Below are 17,812 nucleotides of genomic sequence, written 5' to 3'. Positions count from 1 at the left end.
ACCCATCCTTCACATCGGTCCTCGCGCCCCAAGTGTGCCGTACGAATCCGGCACTCTCGGCACTTCCCGGCACACCCGCATGTCCCGGTGCCCGCGCGGGCACCGGGGGCGGCCGGTCGGACACCGAGCAGGGGTCCGATGGAAGACCGTTCCCGGCGCCGCCCTCCCGGAACCCCCGGTCCCTCGCCTCCGGGCAGGGCATCGCGGCGGACCGGAAGCGGACGGGGGCGTTCAACGGCGCGTTCCGCTGCCTGCGCGCCCCCCAGCAGCCCCGGACGGTTCGGTCCCCAGCAACCCCGGACGGTTCGGCGGCCCGGTGTGTCCCCCGCCGAACCTCAACGGCACAACCGCGCCTCGTGCTCCGCGTGACCACTGGGTTCCAGCTGGAACGTGCAGTGCTCCACGTCGAAGTGGTCGCCCAGGCAGCCCTGCAGCTCGTGGAGCATCTTCTCGTGGCCGATCGCGCTCAGCGCCTCGCCGTCGACCACCACGTGCGCCGACAGCACGGGCATGCCCGAGGTGATGGTCCAGGCATGCAGGTCGTGCACGTCCTCGACCCCGTCGAGGGCCAGTATGTGGGCGCGCACCTCGGCGATGTCCACGCCCTTGGGGGCGGCCTCCAGGAGCACGTCCAGGGTCTCGCGCAGCAGCCGCCAGGTACGCGGCACGATCATCAGGCCGATCAGCAGCGACGCGATCGGGTCGGCGGGCTGCCAGCCGGTGGCCAGGATGACCAGCGCCGAGACGATCACCGCCAGGGAGCCCAGCGCGTCCGCCGCCACCTCCAGGAAGGCGCCCCGCACGTTCAGGCTCTCCTTCTGGCCGCGCATCAGCAGCGACAGCGACACCATGTTGGCCACCAGGCCGATCGCGCCGAAGACCACGGTCGGCCCGCCCGCGGTGTCGGCCGGCGTGATGAACCGGTCGATCGCCTCGTACAGGACGTAACCGCCGACCCCGAGCAGCAGCAGGCAGTTGGCCAGGGCGGCCAGGATCTCGGCGCGGGCGTAGCCGAAGGTGCGGCGGTCGCTCGGCGGGAGGCTCGCGAAGTGGACGGCCAGCAGGGCCATGCCGAGCCCCAGGGCGTCCGTCGCCATGTGCGCGGCGTCGGCGATCAGCGCGAGCGAGTCGGCGAGCAGACCGCCGGCGATCTCGACGACCATGACCGCGAGGGTGATCGCCAGCGCCACCCGCAGCCGGCCCCGGTAGGCGGCGGTCACCGTCCCGCCGGCGTGCCCCCCGTGTCCGTGCCCGTGATCGTGCCCAGCCCCCATGAGAAAGCCGCCTCCTTGTCCGCAGGGGCGTCCGGCCCCGGGCGCCCGGATGACAGTCAACTACGGGTAGGGGGTATCGGGCAACGCGGCACTGAACACCGTTGTCATGTGCCCTGACCTGGGAAAACGCTATGCAGGTCAGAGCGCTGCGAGGCATTCGGAAGCGTCGCCTCCGCCGAATGCCGACGTGGTCCGCCCAGGAGTGCCCTGACCCTGTGCGAACAACCGCCGACACTGTGCGATGTCCGCGATGCCCGGTCTGGGAGCGCGGTTTGTGGGACGGGCCCCGGATCCACAATGATGATCGCGGCGAAGGTGGGTGCAAGCGGCGTCGACCGACCGTGAAACGGGCGGTGAACACGGCGTTCCCGGCATCCGATAACCTCTGCCGACATGCCGCCCGGGTGCCTCAGGCACGGGCGCTCCACCATGCACAGGCCCGGCGCCGCGGCGCCGGCACCAGGGAGTGAGTTCGGTTGCCGACCGCCATCCTCACCGGTCAGCCGGTCCCCGGTTCGTCGATCGAGAGCGAGCTGCGGTCCCTGGGCTTCGACGTGCACCTCGCCTCCGGCGCCGCCGACACCGAGACCCTCCTGGCCCGGGTCCCGGGCGGGGAGCGGGTCGCCGTGGTCGACGCCCGCTTCGTGGGCCACCCGCACGCCCTGCGCCTCGGCCTCACCGACCCCCGCTTCCCGCTCGCCGCGGTCCCGGGCGCCGTGACCGCCCAGCCGGCGGCCCGCCAGGCGCTGACCCGCGCGATGGCCCGCGAGAACTCCGCGGGTGGCGGCACCGCCGTGGCCGTCGACAGCCTCGCCGACCGGATCACCGCCGCCCTCGACGCCGACGGCGCCGACGTCCACCGCCCCGAGCTCGGCAGCCTCGTCGCCGCCGTCCCCGCCGACCCGCAGGCCCGCAACGAGGCACGGCAGGCCGTCGCCGCCGTCGACGACGAGGCCGTACGCCTGAAGTCGGCGGTCAAGGCCCGCGACGGTTTCTTCACCACCTTCTTCATCAGCCCCTACTCCCGCTACATCGCCCGCTGGTGCGCGCGCCGCGGACTGACCCCCAACCAGGTCACCACCGCCTCGCTGATCACCGCGCTCATAGCGGCGGGCTGCGCCGCCACCGGCACCCGCGGCGGTTTCGTCGCCGCCGGCGTCCTGCTCATCGCGTCCTTCGTCCTCGACTGCACCGACGGGCAGCTCGCCCGCTACTCCCTGCAGTACTCCACGCTCGGCGCCTGGCTCGACGCCACCTTCGACCGGGCCAAGGAGTACGCCTACTACGCGGGCCTCGCCCTCGGCGCCGCCCGCGGCGGCGACGACGTGTGGGCCCTCGCGCTGGGCGCGATGGTCCTGCAGACCTGCCGTCACGTCGTCGACTTCTCCTTCAACGAGGCCAACCACGACGCCTCCGCCAACACCAGCCCCACCGCCGCCCTCTCCGACAAGCTGGACAGCGTCGGCTGGACGGTCTGGGCGCGCCGCATGATCGTGCTCCCGATCGGCGAACGCTGGGCCATGATCGCCGTGCTGACCGCGCTGGCCACGCCCCGGATCACCTTCTACGCGCTGCTGATCGGCTGCGCGTTCTCCGCGACCTACACCACCGCCGGCCGGGTCCTGCGCTCGCTGACCCGCAGGGCCACCCGCACCGACCGGGCGGCGAAGGCGCTGGCCGACCTCGCCGACAGCGGCCCGCTCGCCGACGCCGGCGCCAAGGGCCTGCGCACCGCCGCCCGCCGGCTGCCCGGCTTCACCGCCCCCGCCGTCGCCCTCCTCGGCGGCGCCGCCGTCGTCGCCGCGGCCGCGCTCACCGGCTTCGGCGGCCCCTGGCCGCTCGTCGCCGCGATCGTCTACGTCCTGACCTCCGCCCTCGCCGTCGCCCGCCCCCTCAAGGGCGCCCTCGACTGGCTGGTCCCGCCGTTCTTCCGGGCCGCGGAATACCTCACGGTCCTGGCACTGGCCGCGAAGGCCGACGTGAACGGGGCCCTTCCGGCGGCTTTCGGGCTGGTTGCCGCGGTCGCCTACCATCACTACGACACGGTCTACCGCATCCGCGGCGACGCGGGCGCGCCGCCGCAGTGGCTGGTGCGGACGATCGGCGGGCACGAGGGCCGCACGCTGGTGATCTGCGTGCTGGCCGTGCTGCTCACCGCCACACAGTTCAAGCTCGCGCTCACGGTCCTCGCCGTGGCCGTGGCACTCGTGGTGCTCGTCGAGAGCATCCGCTTCTGGGTCGCCGCCCACAAGGTCGGCGCACCCGCCGTACACGACGAAGGAGAACCCGCATGATCGGCCTCGTGCTGGCGGCCGGCGCCGGACGCCGTCTGCGCCCCTACACCGACATCCTGCCCAAGGCACTGGTCCCGGTCGGCCCCGAGGGCGCGGAGGACAGCATCACGGTCCTCGACCTGACGCTGGCGAACTTCGCCGAGGTCGGCCTGACCGAGGTCGGGATCATCGTCGGCTACCGCAAGGAGGCCGTGTACGACCGCAAGGAGGCGCTGGAGCAGAAGTACGGCGTCAAGCTCACCCTGATCGACAACGACAAGGCCGAGGAGTGGAACAACGCCTACTCCCTGTGGTGCGGCCGTGACGCCCTCAAGGACGGCGTGATCCTCGCCAACGGCGACACCGTGCACCCGGTCTCCGTCGAGAAGACCCTGCTCGCCGCCCGCGGCGACGGCAAGAAGATCATCCTCGCCCTCGACACGGTGAAGAACCTCGCCGAGGAGGAGATGAAGGTCGTCGTCGACCCCGACAAGGGCGTCCGGCGCATCACCAAGCTGATGGACCCGGCCGAGGCGAGTGGCGAGTACATCGGCGTCACCCTCATCGAGGGCGAGGCCGCCGCGGACCTGGCCGACGCGCTGAAGACCACCTTCGAGCGCGACCCGCAGCTGTACTACGAGGACGGCTACCAGGAGCTCGTCAACCGCGGCTTCAAGGTCGACGTGGCTCCGATCGGCGACGTCAAGTGGGTCGAGATCGACAACCACGACGACCTCGCCAAGGGCAGGGAGATCGCGTGCCTGTACTGACGAGGCTCATCCCGTCGCCGGTCGTCGTGGACATCCGCGCGGGTGCCCTCGACGACCTGGGGTGCGTACTCGCCGACGAGCGCATCTCCCACTCGGGCAAGCTCGCCGTCGCCGTCAGCGGCGGCTCGGGTGCCCGGCTGCGCGAGCGCGTCGCCCCGTCGCTGCCCGGCGCCGACTGGTTCGAGGTCGGCGGCGGGACGCTGGACGACGCGATCAAGCTCGCCGGCGCCATGAAGGGCGGCCACTACGACGCGGTCGTCGGCCTCGGCGGCGGCAAGATCATCGACTGCGCCAAGTTCGCGGCGGCGCGCATCGGCCTCCCGCTGGTCGCCGTGCCGACCAACCTCGCGCACGACGGCCTGTGCTCCCCGGTCGCCACCCTCGACAACGACGCGGGCCGGGGCTCCTACGGCGTGCCGAACCCGATCGCCGTCGTCATCGACCTGGACGTCGTCCGCGCCGCCCCGGCCCGCTTCGTGCGCGCCGGCATCGGCGACGCCGTCTCCAACGTCTCGGCGATCGCGGACTGGGAGCTGGCCAACCGCGTCAAGGGCGAGCGGATCGACGGCCTGGCCGCCGCGATGGCCCGCCAGGCCGGCGAGGCCGTGCTCCGGCACCCCGGCGGCATCGGCGACAACGACTTCCTCCAGGTGCTGGCCGAGGCACTGGTCCTCACCGGCATCGCCATGTCGGTCTCCGGCGACTCGCGGCCCGCCTCCGGCGCCTGCCACGAGATCAACCACGCCTTCGACCTGCTCTTCCCCACCCGCGCCGCCGCCCACGGCGAGCAGTGCGGCCTGGGCGCGGCCTTCGCGATGTACCTGCGCGGGGCCCACGAGGAGTCCGCCCACATGGCCGAGGTCCTGCGGCGGCACGGGCTGCCGGTGCTGCCCGAGGAGATCGGGTTCACGCCCGAGGAGTTCTTCCGGGCCGTGGAGTTCGCCCCCCAGACGCGGCCCGGCCGCTACACGATCCTCGAGCACCTCGACCTCAAAACCGACCAGATCAAGGACCTGTACGCCGACTATGTCAAGGCCATCGGTAGCTGAACTACGCCCGGTCGTCCATCCCGCGGGGGTCAAGGACCGGCGCAGCGGTGAGCACTGGGCGGGACGCCTCTACATGCGTGAGGTCTCGCTGCGGATCGACCGCTACCTGGTGAACACCAGGGTCACGCCCAACCAGCTCACGTACCTGATGACCGTCTGCGGCGTGCTCGCGGCCCCCGCGCTGCTCGTGCCGGGCGTCTGGGGTGCCGTGCTCGGCGTGGTCGCGGTCCAGCTGTACCTGCTGCTCGACTGCGTCGACGGCGAGATCGCGCGCTGGAGGAAGCAGTACTCGCTCGGCGGGGTCTACCTGGACCGCGTCGGCGCCTACCTGACCGACGCCGCCGTCCTGGTCGGCCTCGGCCTGCGCGCCGCCGACATCTGGGGCACCGGACGCATCGACTGGCTGTGGGCCTTCCTCGGCACCCTGGCCGCGCTCGGCGCCATCCTGATCAAGGCCGAGACCGACCTGGTGGGCGTCGCCCGGCACCAGAACGGGATGCCCCCGGTCAAGGAGGCCGCCTCCGAGATCCGCTCCTCCGGCATGGCGCTGGCCCGCCGGGCCGCCGGGGCGCTCAAGTTCCACCGGCTCATCCTCGGCATCGAGGCGTCCCTGCTGATCCTCGTCCTCGCGATCGTCGACCAGGCGCGCGGCGACCTGTTCTTCACCCGCCTCGGCACCGCCGTACTCGCCGGCATCGCGCTGCTGCAGACCCTGCTGCACCTGGTGTCCATCCTCGCCTCCAGCAGGCTGAAGTGAGTACGCCCATGAAGGTCGGCGCCGTCGTCATCACGATGGGCAACCGCCCCGAGGAGCTGCGCGCCCTGCTCGACTCGGTTGCCAAGCAGGACGGCGACCCGGTCGAGGTCGTCGTGGTCGGCAACGGTGCCCCCGTCCCGGAGGTGCCCGAGGGCGTGCGCACCGTCGAGCTGCCCGAGAATCTGGGCATCCCCGGCGGCCGCAACGTCGGCATCGAGGCCTTCGGCCCCGGCGGCGGCGACGTCGACGTCCTGCTCTTCCTCGACGACGACGGCCTGCTCGCCCGCACCGACACCGCCGAGCTGTGCCGCGAGGCCTTCGCCGCCGACGACGAACTCGGCATCATCAGCTTCCGCATCGCCGACCCGGACACCGGCGAGACCCAGCGCCGGCACGTCCCGAGGCTGCGCGCCTCCGACCCGATGCGCTCCTCCCGGGTCACCACCTTCCTCGGCGGCGCCAACGCGGTGCGCACCCGCGTCCTGACCCAGGTCGGCGGGCTGCCGGACGCGTTCTTCTACGCCCACGAGGAGACCGACCTGGCCTGGCGGGCCCTGGACGCGGGCTGGATGATCGACTACCGGTCCGACATGGTGCTCAACCACCCCACGACCGCGCCCTCGCGGCACGCGGTCTACCACCGCATGGTCGCCCGCAACCGCGTCTGGCTCGCCCGCCGCAACTTGCCCGCGCTCCTGGTCCCCGTCTACCTCGGGGTGTGGATGGCGCTGACCCTGCTGCGCCGCCCGTCGCGACCTGCGCTCAAGGCCTGGTTCGGCGGCTTCCGCGAGGGCTGGGCCACCCCGTGCGGTCCCCGCCGGCCCATGCGGTGGCGTACGGTGTGGCGGCTGACCCGGCTGGGCCGGCCCCCGGTGATCTGACAAGCTCGTACCGAGAGCGTTCCGGCCCCGACCGGGGCCACCAGGTCCATGCAGGCCCGCGCGGCCGAGCATTTTCGAAGACGAAAGTATCCACCAGTGAGTGAGACAACGCACGACGGCACGGTCGCCATGACCAAGCCCGTGTCGCCCGACGAGGGCCTCACACCGGCCCGGCTCGCCGCCAAGTACGGGCTGTCCGTGAGCGGTGCCAGACCTTCCCTCGTGGAGTACGTCCGTCAGCTCTGGGGACGGCGGCACTTCATTCTCGCCTTCTCCCGGGCGAAGCTGACCGCCCAGTACAGCCAGGCCAAGCTCGGCCAGCTGTGGCAGGTGGCCACCCCGCTGCTGAACGCGTTCGTCTACTTCGCGATCTTCGGTCTCATCCTCAACGCGGGCCGGGGCATGCCCAAGGACGTGTACATCCCGTTCCTCGTGACGGGCGTGTTCGTCTTCACCTTCACCCAGTCCTCCGCGATGGCGGGTGTGCGCGCCATCTCCGGCAACCTCGGACTGGTGCGGGCGCTGCACTTCCCGCGCGCCTCGCTGCCCATCTCGTTCGCGCTCCAGCAGCTCCAGCAGCTGCTGGCGTCGATGATCGTCATGTTCGCCGTGGTCATCGGCTTCGGCAGCTACCCCTCGCTGTCCTGGCTCCTGGTCCTCCCGGCCCTCGTCCTGCAGTTCCTGTTCAACGTGGGCCTCGCGCTCGTCGTGGCCCGCATGGGGGCCAAGACACCGGACCTGGCCCAGCTGATGCCGTTCATCATGCGGACCTGGATGTACGCCTCGGGCGTCATGTTCTCCATCCCGGTCATGCTGAAGGACAAGCCGGACTGGCTCGCCGACGTGCTCCAGTGGAACCCGGCCGCCGTCTACATGGACCTGATCCGCTTCGCGCTGATCGACGGGTACGGCTCCGACAACCTGCCGCCGCACGTGTGGGCGGTCGGGCTCGGCTGGGCCGTGGTCCTCGCCGTCGGCGGCTTCGTGTACTTCTGGAAGGCGGAGGAGAGGTACGGCCGTGGCTGAGCAGCAGCAGGACCAGCGGGTGCCGACGGTCATCGCGGACGAACTGCACATCGTCTACCGCGTCAACGGCGCCAGAAGCGGCAAGGGCAGCGCGACCGCCGCCCTGAGCCGGATGATCAAGCGCGGCGAGGAGCGGGGCGTGCGCAAGGTGCACGCCGTGCGCGGCGTCTCCTTCACCGCCCACCGGGGCGAGGCCATCGGCCTGATCGGCTCCAACGGCTCCGGCAAGTCGACGCTGCTGCGGGCCATCGCCGGCCTGCTGCCCGCCGAGCGCGGCAAGGTCTACACCGACGGCCAGCCCTCCCTGCTCGGGGTGAACGCGGCCCTGATGAACGACCTGACCGGCGAGCGGAACGTCATCCTCGGCGGCCTGGCCATGGGCATGACCCGCGAGGAGATCAAGGAGCGCTACCAGGACATCGTCGACTTCTCCGGCATCAACGAGAAGGGCGACTTCATCACCCTGCCGATGCGCACCTACTCCTCCGGCATGGCCGCCCGGCTGCGGTTCTCCATCGCCGCCGCCAAGGACCACGACGTCCTGATGATCGACGAGGCGCTGGCGACCGGCGACCGCAAGTTCCAGACCCGCTCCGAGGAGCGGATCCGGGAGCTGAAGAAGGAGGCCGGCACGGTCTTCCTGGTCAGCCACAACAACAAGTCCATCCGAGACACCTGCAACCGTGTCCTGTGGCTGGAGCGCGGCGAGCTGCGCATGGACGGCCCGACCGACGAGGTGCTCAAGGAGTACGAGAAGTTCACGGGCAAGTAGCCCGACACGCGGGGACCCGCCGGAACTGTTCCGGCGGGTCCCCGCGTCTGCAAAGGAAGCGTCAACTCCTGGCGTTCCCGGGAATCTTGAAGCCAATGGGTGTGTTGTTGTGATGCGTCGTGCACCCCGACGGACGCCCGTGAGTTGTACAACGTAAGCTGTACCGGTCCCGAAACGCGGCACATGGGGCGATAATGCCCGACACCCTGGAGCGGGCCTGCCGCGCGGGTGGCGGGGCGGCGTGTCCGAAATAGTGTGTATTGGGTCGGCAGTGTAGAACGGGAGATGTGACGGCAATGGCTACGGAAACTCCCCGGCTCCCCGAAGCGTGCGCCGTCCCCGCCCAGGGCAGCCCGCGATGACGGCCACCGAGACGGCGCACGCCGTCGACCCGGAGCGCGGCACCCTCGCCAAGGCCGCCGACGAGAACTTCCCCGTCGCCCCCTTCTTCCTGCCCCGCGCCTGGCGCGCCGACCTCATGGCCGTCTACGGCTTCGCCCGCCTCGTCGACGACATCGGCGACGGCGATCTCGCCCCCGGCGGCGCCGACGCCCGCCTCCTCGGCGTCCCCGAGGACCGCGCCGACGACCGGCTGCTGATGCTGGACGCCTTCGAGACGGACCTGCGCTGCGTCTTCGGCGGCTCCGGCGGCTCCGACGGCCCGCCCCGCCACCCGCTGCTGCGCCGCCTCGTGCCCACCGTGCGCCGCCACGCGCTGACCCCCGAGCCCTTCCTCGGCCTGGTCGCCGCCAACCGCCAGGACCAGCTGGTCGCACGGTACGAGACCTACGACGACCTGCTCGCCTACTGCGAGCTGTCCGCCAACCCGGTCGGCCGGCTCGTCCTGGCCGTCACCGGCACCTCGACCCCCGAACGGATCCGCCGCTCCGACGAGATCTGCACCGCCCTGCAGATCGTCGAGCATCTCCAGGACGTAGCCGAGGACCTCGGACGGGACCGGATCTACCTGCCCGCCGAGGACATGAAACGTTTCCACGTCCAGGAGTCGGACCTCGCCGCCCCCACCGCCAACGCCTCCGTGCGCGCCCTGATCGCGTACGAGGCCGCTCGCGCCCGCGACCTGCTGAATGAAGGGGCCCCTCTGGTGGGTAGCGTCCACGGCAGGCTGCGGCTGCTCCTCGCGGGGTTCGTGGCGGGCGGAAGGGCGGCGCTGCGCGCGATCACGGCGGCGGATCACGACGTACTTCCCGGCCCGCCCAGGTCAGGCAAGGTCCACTTGCTGCGCGAGGCGGGCGTGGTCCTGCGAGGAGAGGGGTGATCGGGTCCGTGGAGTCGTCAGCGAACATGCCGGCACCGGTGCTCGCCGCCTACAGCTACTGCGAGGCCGTCACCGGTCAGCAGGCACGCAACTTCGCCTACGGCATCCGGCTGCTGCCCACGCCCAAGCGGCGGGCGATGTCCGCGCTGTACGCGTTCTCGCGCCGCGTGGACGACATCGGCGACGGGGCGCTGCCGGGCGACGTCAAGGCCGCCAGGCTGGAGGAGACCCGGGCCGTGCTCGCCCGGATCCAGGACGGCGCGGTCGGCGAGGACGACACCGACCCGGTCGCCGTCGCCCTCGCCGACGCGGCCCGGCGGTTCCCGATCCCGCTCGGCGGCCTCGACGAGCTGATCGACGGCGTCCAGATGGACCTGCGCGGCGAGACCTACGAGACCTGGGACGACCTCAAGGTCTACTGCCGCTGCGTGGCGGGCGCCATTGGACGCCTCTCGCTCGGCGTGTTCGGCACCGAACCGGGGGCACGCGGCGCCGAGCGCGCACCCGAGTACGCCGACACACTCGGGCTGGCGCTTCAGCTCACCAACATCCTGCGCGACGTCCGGGAGGACGCCGAGGGCGGGCGCACCTACCTGCCCGCCGACGACCTCGCCAAGTTCGGCTGCTCGGCCGGGTTCGACGGACCCACCCCACCCGAGGGCTCCGACTTCACCGGCCTCGTGCACTTCGAGGTGCGCCGGGCCCGCGCCCTCTTCGCCGAGGGCTACCGGCTGCTGCCGATGCTCGACCGGCGCAGCGGCGCCTGCGTGGCCGCCATGGCCGGCATCTACCGCCGCCTCCTGGACCGCATCGAGCGCGACCCGGAGGCCGTGCTGCGCGGCCGGGTCTCCCTGCCGGGACACGAGAAGGCGTACGTCGCCGTGCGCGGCCTGTCCGGCCTCGACGCCCGGCACGTCACCCGGCGGACCGTCAGGAGGCGCGCCTGATGGACACACCGGGCACACTCGACACCCAGGACCCGGACAAAACCACCGGCGGGCAGCGGCGGGCAACCCTGCGGTGGCGCTCGGCGTCCCTGACTGAGACGGTCAGCCGTACGCCGTTCAAACACCACGGCGGCCGGACAGGGAAGGGCGCACCATGACGCAGGGCAAGGGCACGCGTGAGGGCGGAGTGCTCGCGAACGTCTCGGCCCTCGGCCCCGGCGGGCATGCCGTCGTGGTCGGCGGCGGGCTCGCGGGGGTCACCACCGCGCTCGCGCTCGCCGACGCCGGCGTGCGCGTCACCCTGCTCGAAGGACGTCCCCGGCTGGGCGGGCTCGCCTTCTCCTTCCAGCGCGGCGACCTCACCGTCGACAACGGCCAGCACGTGTACCTGCGCTGCTGCACCGCCTACCGGTGGTTCCTCGACAGGATCGGCGGAGCGGCGCTCGCACCGGTGCAGGAACGTCTCGACGTGCCCGTGGTCGACCTGGCGAGGACCGAGGGCAACCGGCTCGGCAGACTGCGGCGCGACGCCCTGCCCGTGCCCCTGCACCTGGGGCGCAGCCTGGCGACCTACCCGCACCTCTCCCTCGCCGAACGCGCCTCCGTGGGGCGCGCCGCGCTCGCGCTGGGCGGACTCGACCCCTCCGATCCGGCCCTGGACACCCAGGACTTCGGCAGCTGGCTGACCGCACACGGTCAGTCGGCGCGTGCCATCGAGGCCCTGTGGGACCTGGTCGGGGTCGCCACCCTCAACGCGGTCGCGGGCGACGCCTCCCTGGGGCTCGCCGCGATGGTGTTCAAGACCGGTCTGCTGTCCGACCCGTCGGCGGCCGACATCGGGTGGGCCCGAGTCCCGCTGGGCGAACTGCACGACCGGCTGGCCCGCAAGGCGCTCGACTCCGCGGGCGTCCGTACCGAGGTCCGTACACGCGTCACCTCCGTCTCTGTAAACGAGAACGGCGGCTGGAGCGTTCAGGTTCCCGGCGAGACGCTCGAAGCCGACGCCGTCGTCCTCGCCGTGCCCCAGCGGGAGGCGCACGACCTGCTGCCGGACGGCGCGCTCGACGCCCCGGAGAATCTTCTGGAGATCGGCACCGCGCCGATCCTCAACATCCACGTGATCTACGACCGCAAGGTGCTCGCCACGCCGTTCCTCACGGCCCTCGGCACCCCGGTCCAGTGGGTGTTCGACCGCACCGAGGCCTCCGGACTGAAGGAGGGTCAGTACCTGGCGCTGTCCCAGTCGACCGCCCAGAGCGAGATCGACGAGCCCGTGGCCGCGCTGCGCGAGCGGTACCTGCCCGAACTGGAGCGGCTGCTGCCGCGCACCCGGGGTGCCGAGGTGAAGGACTTCTTCGTGACCAGGGAACGCACCGCGACGTTCGCCCCCGCCCCCGGCGTCGGACGCCTGAGGCCCGGCGCCCGCACCAAGGCACCCGGCCTCTACCTGGCCGGAGCGTGGACCGCCACCGGGTGGCCCGCGACCATGGAGAGTGCGGTTCGCAGCGGTGTCGGGGCGGCCGCCGCCGCACTCGGCACCCCGGGCCGGTCCCGCGGCCTCCTTCCCGATTTCTTCGAGGAGGCGGCGTGAAAGCCGATCCACGCGGGACCGACTCCCGCACTCCCGGCACCGCAACTGGAGGAAAGACTGTGCCCACTGTGCCCCCGGCCCCGACGGCCGATCGACGGACCACGGTGGACGTGACCGCGCTTCTGGAGCGCGGCCGGACCCTGGCCACGCCGGTCCTGCGGGCGGCGGTCGACCGCCTGGCCCCTCCCATGGACACCGTCGCCGCCTACCACTTCGGCTGGATCGACGCCCAGGGCAACCCCGCCGACGGCGACGGCGGCAAGGCCGTACGCCCCGCGCTCGCCGTGCTCTCCGCCGAGGTCACCGGCGCCGCGCCCGAGGCCGGCGTGCCCGGCGCGGTCGCCGTGGAGCTGGTGCACAACTTCTCCCTCCTGCACGACGACCTGATGGACGGCGACGAACAGCGCCGCCACCGCGACACCGTCTGGAAGGTGCACGGCCCCGCCCAGGCCATCCTGGTCGGCGACGCCCTGTTCGCCCTCGCCAACGAGGTGCTGCTCGAACTGGGCACCGTCGAGGCGGGCCGCGCCACCCGCCGGCTGACCAAGGCCAGCCGCTCCCTGATCGACGGTCAGGCCCAGGACATCTCCTACGAGCACCGCGACCGCGTCAGCGTCGAGGAGTGCCTGGAGATGGAGGGCAACAAGACCGGCGCGCTGCTCGCCTGCGCCAGCTCCATCGGCGCGGTGCTCGGCGGCGCCGACGAGCCCACCGCCGACACCCTCGAGAAGTACGGCTACCACCTGGGCCTCGCCTTCCAGGCCGTCGACGACCTGCTCGGCATCTGGGGCGACCCGGACGCCACCGGCAAGCAGACCTGGAGCGACCTGCGCCAGCGCAAGAAGTCGCTGCCGGTCGTGGCCGCCCTCGCGGCCGGCGGGCCCGCCTCCGAGCGACTCGGCGAGATCCTCACCGCCGACGCCAAGACCAGTGACTTCGCGAACTTCTCCGAGGAGGAGTTCGCGGCCCGTGCCGCCCTCATCGAGGAAGCGGGCGGGCGGGAGTGGACCGCCGACGAGGCGCGTCGCCAGCACACCATCGCCATCGAAGCCCTCGACGCCGTCGACATGCCCGACCGGGTGCGGGACCGGTTCACGGCCCTCGCGGACTTCGTCGTTGTACGAAAGAGATGATCATTATCGGTCGAATAGCCCTCGCGTAGTCGCCGGCCGGTGTCGTGGGAACACGAGCACCGGCCGACGGCGGACCCAGCAGACGCACCACATGCACACTGCACGAAGGGGAAGCCATGACAGCGACGACCGACGGAAGCACCGGGGCCTCCCTGCGGCCCCTGGCAGCCTCGGCCAGCGACACCGACAGCACCGTCCCCGCCGCGGCGGCCGGGGTACCCGAAGCCGCCGCACGCGCCACCCGGCGCGCCACCGACTTCCTGCTCTCCAAGCAGGACACCCAGGGCTGGTGGAAGGGCGACCTCGAGACGAACGTCACGATGGACGCCGAAGACCTGCTTCTGCGTCAGTTCCTCGGCATCCAGGACGAGGAGACCACCCGCGCCGCCGCCCTGTTCATCCGCGGCGAGCAGCGCGAGGACGGCACCTGGGCCACCTTCTACGGCGGCCCCGGCGAACTGTCCACCACCATCGAGGCCTATGTCGCCCTCCGCCTGGCCGGCGACTCGCCCGACGCGCCCCACATGGCGCGGGCCTCCGAGTGGATCAGGTCCCGCGGCGGAATCGCCTCCGCCCGCGTCTTCACCCGGATCTGGCTGGCCCTGTTCGGCTGGTGGAAGTGGGACGACCTGCCCGAACTCCCGCCGGAACTCATCTACTTCCCCACCTGGGTCCCGCTCAACATCTACGACTTCGGCTGCTGGGCCCGGCAGACCATCGTGCCGCTCACCATCGTCTCCGCGAAGCGGCCGGTGCGTCCCGCGCCGTTCCCGCTGGACGAACTGCACACCGACCCGGCCCGGCCCAACCCGCCCCGCCCCCTGGCCCCGGCGGCCAGCTGGGACGGCGCCTTCCAGCGCATCGACAAGGCCCTGCACGCCTACCGGAAGGTCGCCCCGCGCCGGCTGCGGAAGGCCGCGATGAACAGCGCCGCCCGCTGGATCATCGAGCGGCAGGAGAACGACGGCTGCTGGGGCGGCATCCAGCCCCCGGCCGTCTACTCGGTCATCGCGCTCTACCTGCTCGGCTACGACCTCGAACACCCCGTGATGCGGGCCGGCCTGGAGTCGCTGGACCGTTTCGCCGTGTGGCGCGAGGACGGCGCCCGGATGATCGAGGCCTGCCAGTCCCCGGTGTGGGACACCTGCCTGGCCACCATCGCGCTGGCCGACGCCGGTGTCCCCGAGGACCACCCGCAGCTGGTGAAGGCCTCGGACTGGATGCTCGGCGAACAGATCGTGCGCCCCGGCGACTGGTCGGTCAAGCGCCCCGGACTCCCGCCCGGCGGCTGGGCGTTCGAGTTCCACAACGACAACTACCCCGACATCGACGACACCGCCGAGGTCGTCCTCGCGCTGCGCCGGGTCAGGCACCACGACCCGGAGCGGGTGGAGAAGGCCATCGGCCGCGGGGTGCGCTGGAACCTCGGCATGCAGTCGAAGAACGGCGCCTGGGGCGCCTTCGACGTCGACAACACCAGCGCCTTCCCCAACCGGCTGCCGTTCTGCGACTTCGGCGAGGTCATCGACCCGCCGTCCGCGGACGTCACCGCGCACGTCGTCGAGATGCTCGCCGTCGAGGGCCTCGCCCACGACCCGCGCACCCGCCGCGGCGTCCAGTGGCTCCTGGACGCGCAGGAGGCGGACGGCTCGTGGTTCGGCCGCTGGGGCGTCAACTACGTCTACGGCACCGGGTCCGTGATCCCCGCCCTGACCGCCGCCGGGCTGCCCACCTCGCACCCGGCCATCCGCCGCGCGGTGCGCTGGCTGGAGTCCGTGCAGAACGAGGACGGCGGCTGGGGCGAGGACCTGCGCTCCTACCGGTACGTGCGGGAGTGGAGCGGCCGGGGCGCCTCGACCGCCTCGCAGACCGGCTGGGCGCTGATGGCCCTGCTGGCCGCGGGGGAGCGGGAGTCCAAGGCCGTGGAGCGCGGTGTGGAGTGGCTCGCTGCCACCCAGCGCGAGGACGGCTCGTGGGACGAGCCCTACTTCACGGGAACCGGTTTCCCGTGGGACTTCTCCATCAACTACCACCTCTACCGCCAGGTCTTCCCGCTCACCGCACTCGGCCGGTACGTCCACGGGGAGCCCTTCGCCAAGAAGTCCCGGCCCGCGCAGGCCCCCGCCGAGTCCGCCGCGGCCGGGGTGAAGGGCAGCTGATGACCCCGCAGACCGGCCCGTCCCCGCTGCTGATCGCCTGCGCCCTCGGCATCGAGCACCTCGCCCTGCGCACCGGCGACCGCGCCGGCGCCGGCGGGCCGGTCACCGTCCTGCGTACCGGCATGGGCCCGAAGGCGGCCGAACGCTCGGTCGCCCGGGTCCTCGCCGACCCGGCGCTCGGCGAAGCCGCCGTGCTCGCCACCGGCTTCTGCGCGGGACTCGCCCCCGGTATGCACCCCGGCGACCTGGTCGTCGCCGAGGAGACCCGGGATCCGCGCTCCACCGTCGCGTGCGTCGCGACCGACCGGCTCGTGAAGGAACTCGCGCGAGCCGTCCCGGGGCGCACCGTCCACACCGGGCCGCTGACCGGCTCGGACCACGTCGTCCGCGGCCCCGAACGCGCCGACCTGCTCGCGACCGGCGCGATCGCCGTGGACATGGAGTCCGCGGCCACGCTCCTGAGCGCCGTCCGCACGGGCCCGCGCCCGGTTGCGGCCGTCCGGGTGGTCGTGGACGCTCCAGAACACGAACTCGTCCGGATCGGCACCGTACGCGGTGGAATATCGGCTTTCCGTGTTCTTCGATCCGTTCTCCCCGCATTTTTCGAATGGCACCGTTCTTTGTTGCTCCCCCGGAGGTGAGCCCAGATGGCCATGCCGCTGCGCCAGTCCATCAAGGTCGCTACATACCTGGCCGAACAGAAGATTCGCCGACGGGACAAGTTCCCGCTCATCGTGGAGCTGGAGCCGCTCTTCGCCTGCAACCTGGCGTGTGAGGGATGCGGCAAGATCCAGCACCCGGCCGGGGTGCTCAAGCAGCGCATGCCGGTCGCGCAGGCCGTGGGGGCGGTGCTGGAGTCCGGCGCGCCGATGGTCTCCATCGCGGGCGGCGAGCCGCTGATGCACCCGCAGATCGACGAGATCGTGCGGCAGTTGGTGGCCAAGCGGAAGTACGTCTTCCTCTGCACCAACGCCATGCTCATGCGCAAGAAGATGGACAAGTTCAAGCCCTCGCCGTACTTCGCCTTCGCGGTGCACATCGACGGGCTGCGCGAACGTCACGACGAGTCCGTGGCGAAGGAGGGCGTGTTCGACGAGGCCGTGGAGGCCATCAAGGAGGCCAAGCGGCGCGGCTTCAGGGTCACCACCAACTCGACCTTCTTCAACACCGACACCCCGCAGACCATCGTCGAGGTCCTCAACTTCCTCAACGACGACCTCAAGGTCGACGAGATGATGATCTCGCCCGCCTACGCCTACGAGAAGGCGCCCGACCAGGAGCACTTCCTGGGCGTGGAGCAGACCCGGGAGCTGTTCAAGAAGGCCTTCTCGGGCGGCAACCGGGCCCGCTGGCGGCTCAACCACTCCCCGCTGTTCCTCGACTTCCTCGAGGGCAAGGTCGACTTCCCGTGCACGGCCTGGGCGATCCCGAACTACTCCCTCTTCGGCTGGCAGCGCCCCTGCTACCTGATGAGCGACGGATACGTGCCCACGTACCGGGAACTGATCGAGGAGACGGACTGGGACAAGTACGGCCGCGGCAAGGACCCGCGCTGCGACAACTGCATGGCGCACTGCGGCTACGAGCCCACCGCCGTCCTGGCCACCATGGGCTCGCTCAAGGAGTCCCTGCGCGCCATGCGCGAGACCGTCTCCTCGAACCGGGAGTGACGTCATGACCGCCATCCCCTTGGGGCTCCCCGAGGTACCGGTCCGGCCGATCGCCGAGCGGCGCGTGTCGCGGCGGATCCAGGTCGGGCCGGTGGCGGTCGGGGGCGGCGCCCCGGTGTCGGTGCAGTCGATGACGACCACCCGCACCTCCGACATCGGGGCGACGCTCCAGCAGATCGCCGAGCTGACGGCGTCGGGCTGCCAGATCGTGCGTGTGGCCTGCCCGACCCA

17 protein-coding genes are annotated in these 17,812 nt (G+C 71.8%); 16 read left to right on the top strand and 1 reads right to left on the bottom strand.

Annotated features, from left to right (window positions below; genetic code table 11):
• Window positions 1–335: 335 nt before the first annotated feature.
• Window positions 336–1,274, bottom strand: a complete 939-nt coding sequence (locus ACIQFU_RS32360; RefSeq protein WP_402556329.1) for a cation diffusion facilitator family transporter — start codon at window positions 1,272–1,274, stop codon at window positions 336–338.
• A gap of 476 nt (window positions 1,275–1,750) precedes the next feature.
• On the opposite strand from ACIQFU_RS32360, the gene ACIQFU_RS32355 reads away from it, so the two are divergent.
• The 16 genes from ACIQFU_RS32355 to ACIQFU_RS32280 all read left to right on the top strand — a co-directional run.
• Window positions 1,751–3,568, top strand: a complete 1,818-nt coding sequence (locus ACIQFU_RS32355) for a DUF5941 domain-containing protein (RefSeq protein WP_402556327.1) — start codon at window positions 1,751–1,753, stop codon at window positions 3,566–3,568.
• Window positions 3,565–4,317, top strand: coding sequence for a sugar phosphate nucleotidyltransferase (locus ACIQFU_RS32350; protein ID WP_402556326.1), 753 nt, complete (start codon window positions 3,565–3,567; stop codon window positions 4,315–4,317). Before ACIQFU_RS32355 ends, ACIQFU_RS32350 begins: the two co-directional genes overlap by 4 nt.
• The gene (locus ACIQFU_RS32345) at window positions 4,305–5,366 is read left to right on the top strand and encodes an iron-containing alcohol dehydrogenase family protein (RefSeq protein WP_402556324.1); all 1,062 of its coding nucleotides are present in this window, start codon (window positions 4,305–4,307) and stop codon (window positions 5,364–5,366) included. The genes ACIQFU_RS32350 and ACIQFU_RS32345 overlap by 13 nt, the downstream gene beginning before the upstream one ends.
• Entirely contained in the window at window positions 5,344–6,123 is a 780-nt protein-coding gene (locus tag ACIQFU_RS32340; RefSeq protein ID WP_164381555.1) for a CDP-alcohol phosphatidyltransferase family protein, read from the top strand. Before ACIQFU_RS32345 ends, ACIQFU_RS32340 begins: the two co-directional genes overlap by 23 nt.
• A gap of 8 nt (window positions 6,124–6,131) precedes the next feature.
• Window positions 6,132–7,004: a glycosyltransferase family 2 protein gene (locus ACIQFU_RS32335; RefSeq protein WP_402556453.1), complete on the top strand. Its 873-nt coding sequence runs from the start codon at window positions 6,132–6,134 to the stop codon at window positions 7,002–7,004.
• A 96-nt stretch (window positions 7,005–7,100) separates the two neighbouring features.
• The gene (locus ACIQFU_RS32330) at window positions 7,101–8,030 is read left to right on the top strand and encodes an ABC transporter permease (RefSeq protein ID WP_402556323.1); all 930 of its coding nucleotides are present in this window, start codon (window positions 7,101–7,103) and stop codon (window positions 8,028–8,030) included.
• The gene (locus ACIQFU_RS32325; RefSeq protein ID WP_402556321.1) at window positions 8,023–8,802 is read left to right on the top strand and encodes an ABC transporter ATP-binding protein; all 780 of its coding nucleotides are present in this window, start codon (window positions 8,023–8,025) and stop codon (window positions 8,800–8,802) included. Before ACIQFU_RS32330 ends, ACIQFU_RS32325 begins: the two co-directional genes overlap by 8 nt.
• Before the next feature lie 358 nt (window positions 8,803–9,160).
• Window positions 9,161–10,081, top strand: a complete 921-nt coding sequence (gene hpnC / locus ACIQFU_RS32320) for a squalene synthase HpnC (RefSeq protein ID WP_402556319.1) — start codon at window positions 9,161–9,163, stop codon at window positions 10,079–10,081.
• Window positions 10,078–11,028, top strand: coding sequence for a presqualene diphosphate synthase HpnD (gene hpnD, locus ACIQFU_RS32315; RefSeq protein WP_402556318.1), 951 nt, complete (start codon window positions 10,078–10,080; stop codon window positions 11,026–11,028). The genes hpnC and hpnD overlap by 4 nt, the downstream gene beginning before the upstream one ends.
• A complete protein-coding gene (locus tag ACIQFU_RS32310; protein ID WP_402556317.1) occupies window positions 11,028–11,186 on the top strand; it encodes a DUF6380 family protein in 159 nt (52 codons plus the stop codon). Before hpnD ends, ACIQFU_RS32310 begins: the two co-directional genes overlap by 1 nt.
• Window positions 11,183–12,619: a hydroxysqualene dehydroxylase HpnE gene (hpnE, locus tag ACIQFU_RS32305; protein ID WP_402556316.1), complete on the top strand. Its 1,437-nt coding sequence runs from the start codon at window positions 11,183–11,185 to the stop codon at window positions 12,617–12,619. Before ACIQFU_RS32310 ends, hpnE begins: the two co-directional genes overlap by 4 nt.
• A 68-nt stretch (window positions 12,620–12,687) precedes the next feature.
• Window positions 12,688–13,752 (top strand): polyprenyl synthetase family protein, encoded by a 1,065-nt coding sequence (locus tag ACIQFU_RS32300; protein ID WP_402556451.1) that lies wholly within the window; start codon window positions 12,688–12,690, stop codon window positions 13,750–13,752.
• A gap of 116 nt (window positions 13,753–13,868) precedes the next feature.
• Window positions 13,869–15,911, top strand: coding sequence for a squalene--hopene cyclase (shc, locus tag ACIQFU_RS32295; RefSeq protein WP_402556314.1), 2,043 nt, complete (start codon window positions 13,869–13,871; stop codon window positions 15,909–15,911).
• Window positions 15,911–16,552 (top strand): 1-hydroxy-2-methyl-2-butenyl 4-diphosphate reductase, encoded by a 642-nt coding sequence (locus ACIQFU_RS32290; protein ID WP_402556313.1) that lies wholly within the window; start codon window positions 15,911–15,913, stop codon window positions 16,550–16,552. The genes shc and ACIQFU_RS32290 overlap by 1 nt, the downstream gene beginning before the upstream one ends.
• Window positions 16,553–16,558: 6 nt before the next feature.
• Window positions 16,559–17,581 carry an adenosyl-hopene transferase HpnH gene (hpnH, locus tag ACIQFU_RS32285; RefSeq protein ID WP_087788700.1) on the top strand — a complete coding sequence of 341 codons (1,023 nt, stop codon included), beginning with the start codon at window positions 16,559–16,561 and terminating at the stop codon, window positions 17,579–17,581.
• Between the two features lie 4 nt (window positions 17,582–17,585).
• The coding region (locus ACIQFU_RS32280; RefSeq protein ID WP_402556311.1) for a flavodoxin-dependent (E)-4-hydroxy-3-methylbut-2-enyl-diphosphate synthase at window positions 17,586–17,812 on the top strand (227 nt) is incomplete at its 3' end.

Origin of the sequence: Streptomyces sp. NPDC093065 (assembly GCF_044754585.1) — a bacterium.
Classification (GTDB): domain Bacteria; phylum Actinomycetota; class Actinomycetes; order Streptomycetales; family Streptomycetaceae; genus Streptomyces.
Note: the sequence above shows the minus strand (reverse complement) of the source record. Positions and strands in the feature narration are given on the sequence as shown.

Bases quoted from the DNA above. Each gene is read 5' to 3' on its own strand.
- ACIQFU_RS32360 (WP_402556329.1), bottom strand. From the start codon at position 1,274: ATGGGGGCTGGGCACGATCACGGGCACGGACACGGGGGGCACGCCGGC.
- ACIQFU_RS32350 (WP_402556326.1), top strand. From the start codon at position 3,565: ATGATCGGCCTCGTGCTGGCGGCCGGCGCCGGACGCCGTCTGCGCCCC.
- ACIQFU_RS32340 (WP_164381555.1), top strand. From the start codon at position 5,344: ATGTCAAGGCCATCGGTAGCTGAACTACGCCCGGTCGTCCATCCCGCG.
- ACIQFU_RS32335 (WP_402556453.1), top strand. From the start codon at position 6,132: ATGAAGGTCGGCGCCGTCGTCATCACGATGGGCAACCGCCCCGAGGAG.
- hpnC (WP_402556319.1), top strand. From the start codon at position 9,161: ATGACGGCCACCGAGACGGCGCACGCCGTCGACCCGGAGCGCGGCACC.
- ACIQFU_RS32310 (WP_402556317.1), top strand. From the start codon at position 11,028: ATGGACACACCGGGCACACTCGACACCCAGGACCCGGACAAAACCACC.
- hpnE (WP_402556316.1), top strand. From the start codon at position 11,183: ATGACGCAGGGCAAGGGCACGCGTGAGGGCGGAGTGCTCGCGAACGTC.
- shc (WP_402556314.1), top strand. From the start codon at position 13,869: ATGACAGCGACGACCGACGGAAGCACCGGGGCCTCCCTGCGGCCCCTG.
- ACIQFU_RS32290 (WP_402556313.1), top strand. From the start codon at position 15,911: ATGACCCCGCAGACCGGCCCGTCCCCGCTGCTGATCGCCTGCGCCCTC.
- hpnH (WP_087788700.1), top strand. From the start codon at position 16,559: ATGGCCATGCCGCTGCGCCAGTCCATCAAGGTCGCTACATACCTGGCC.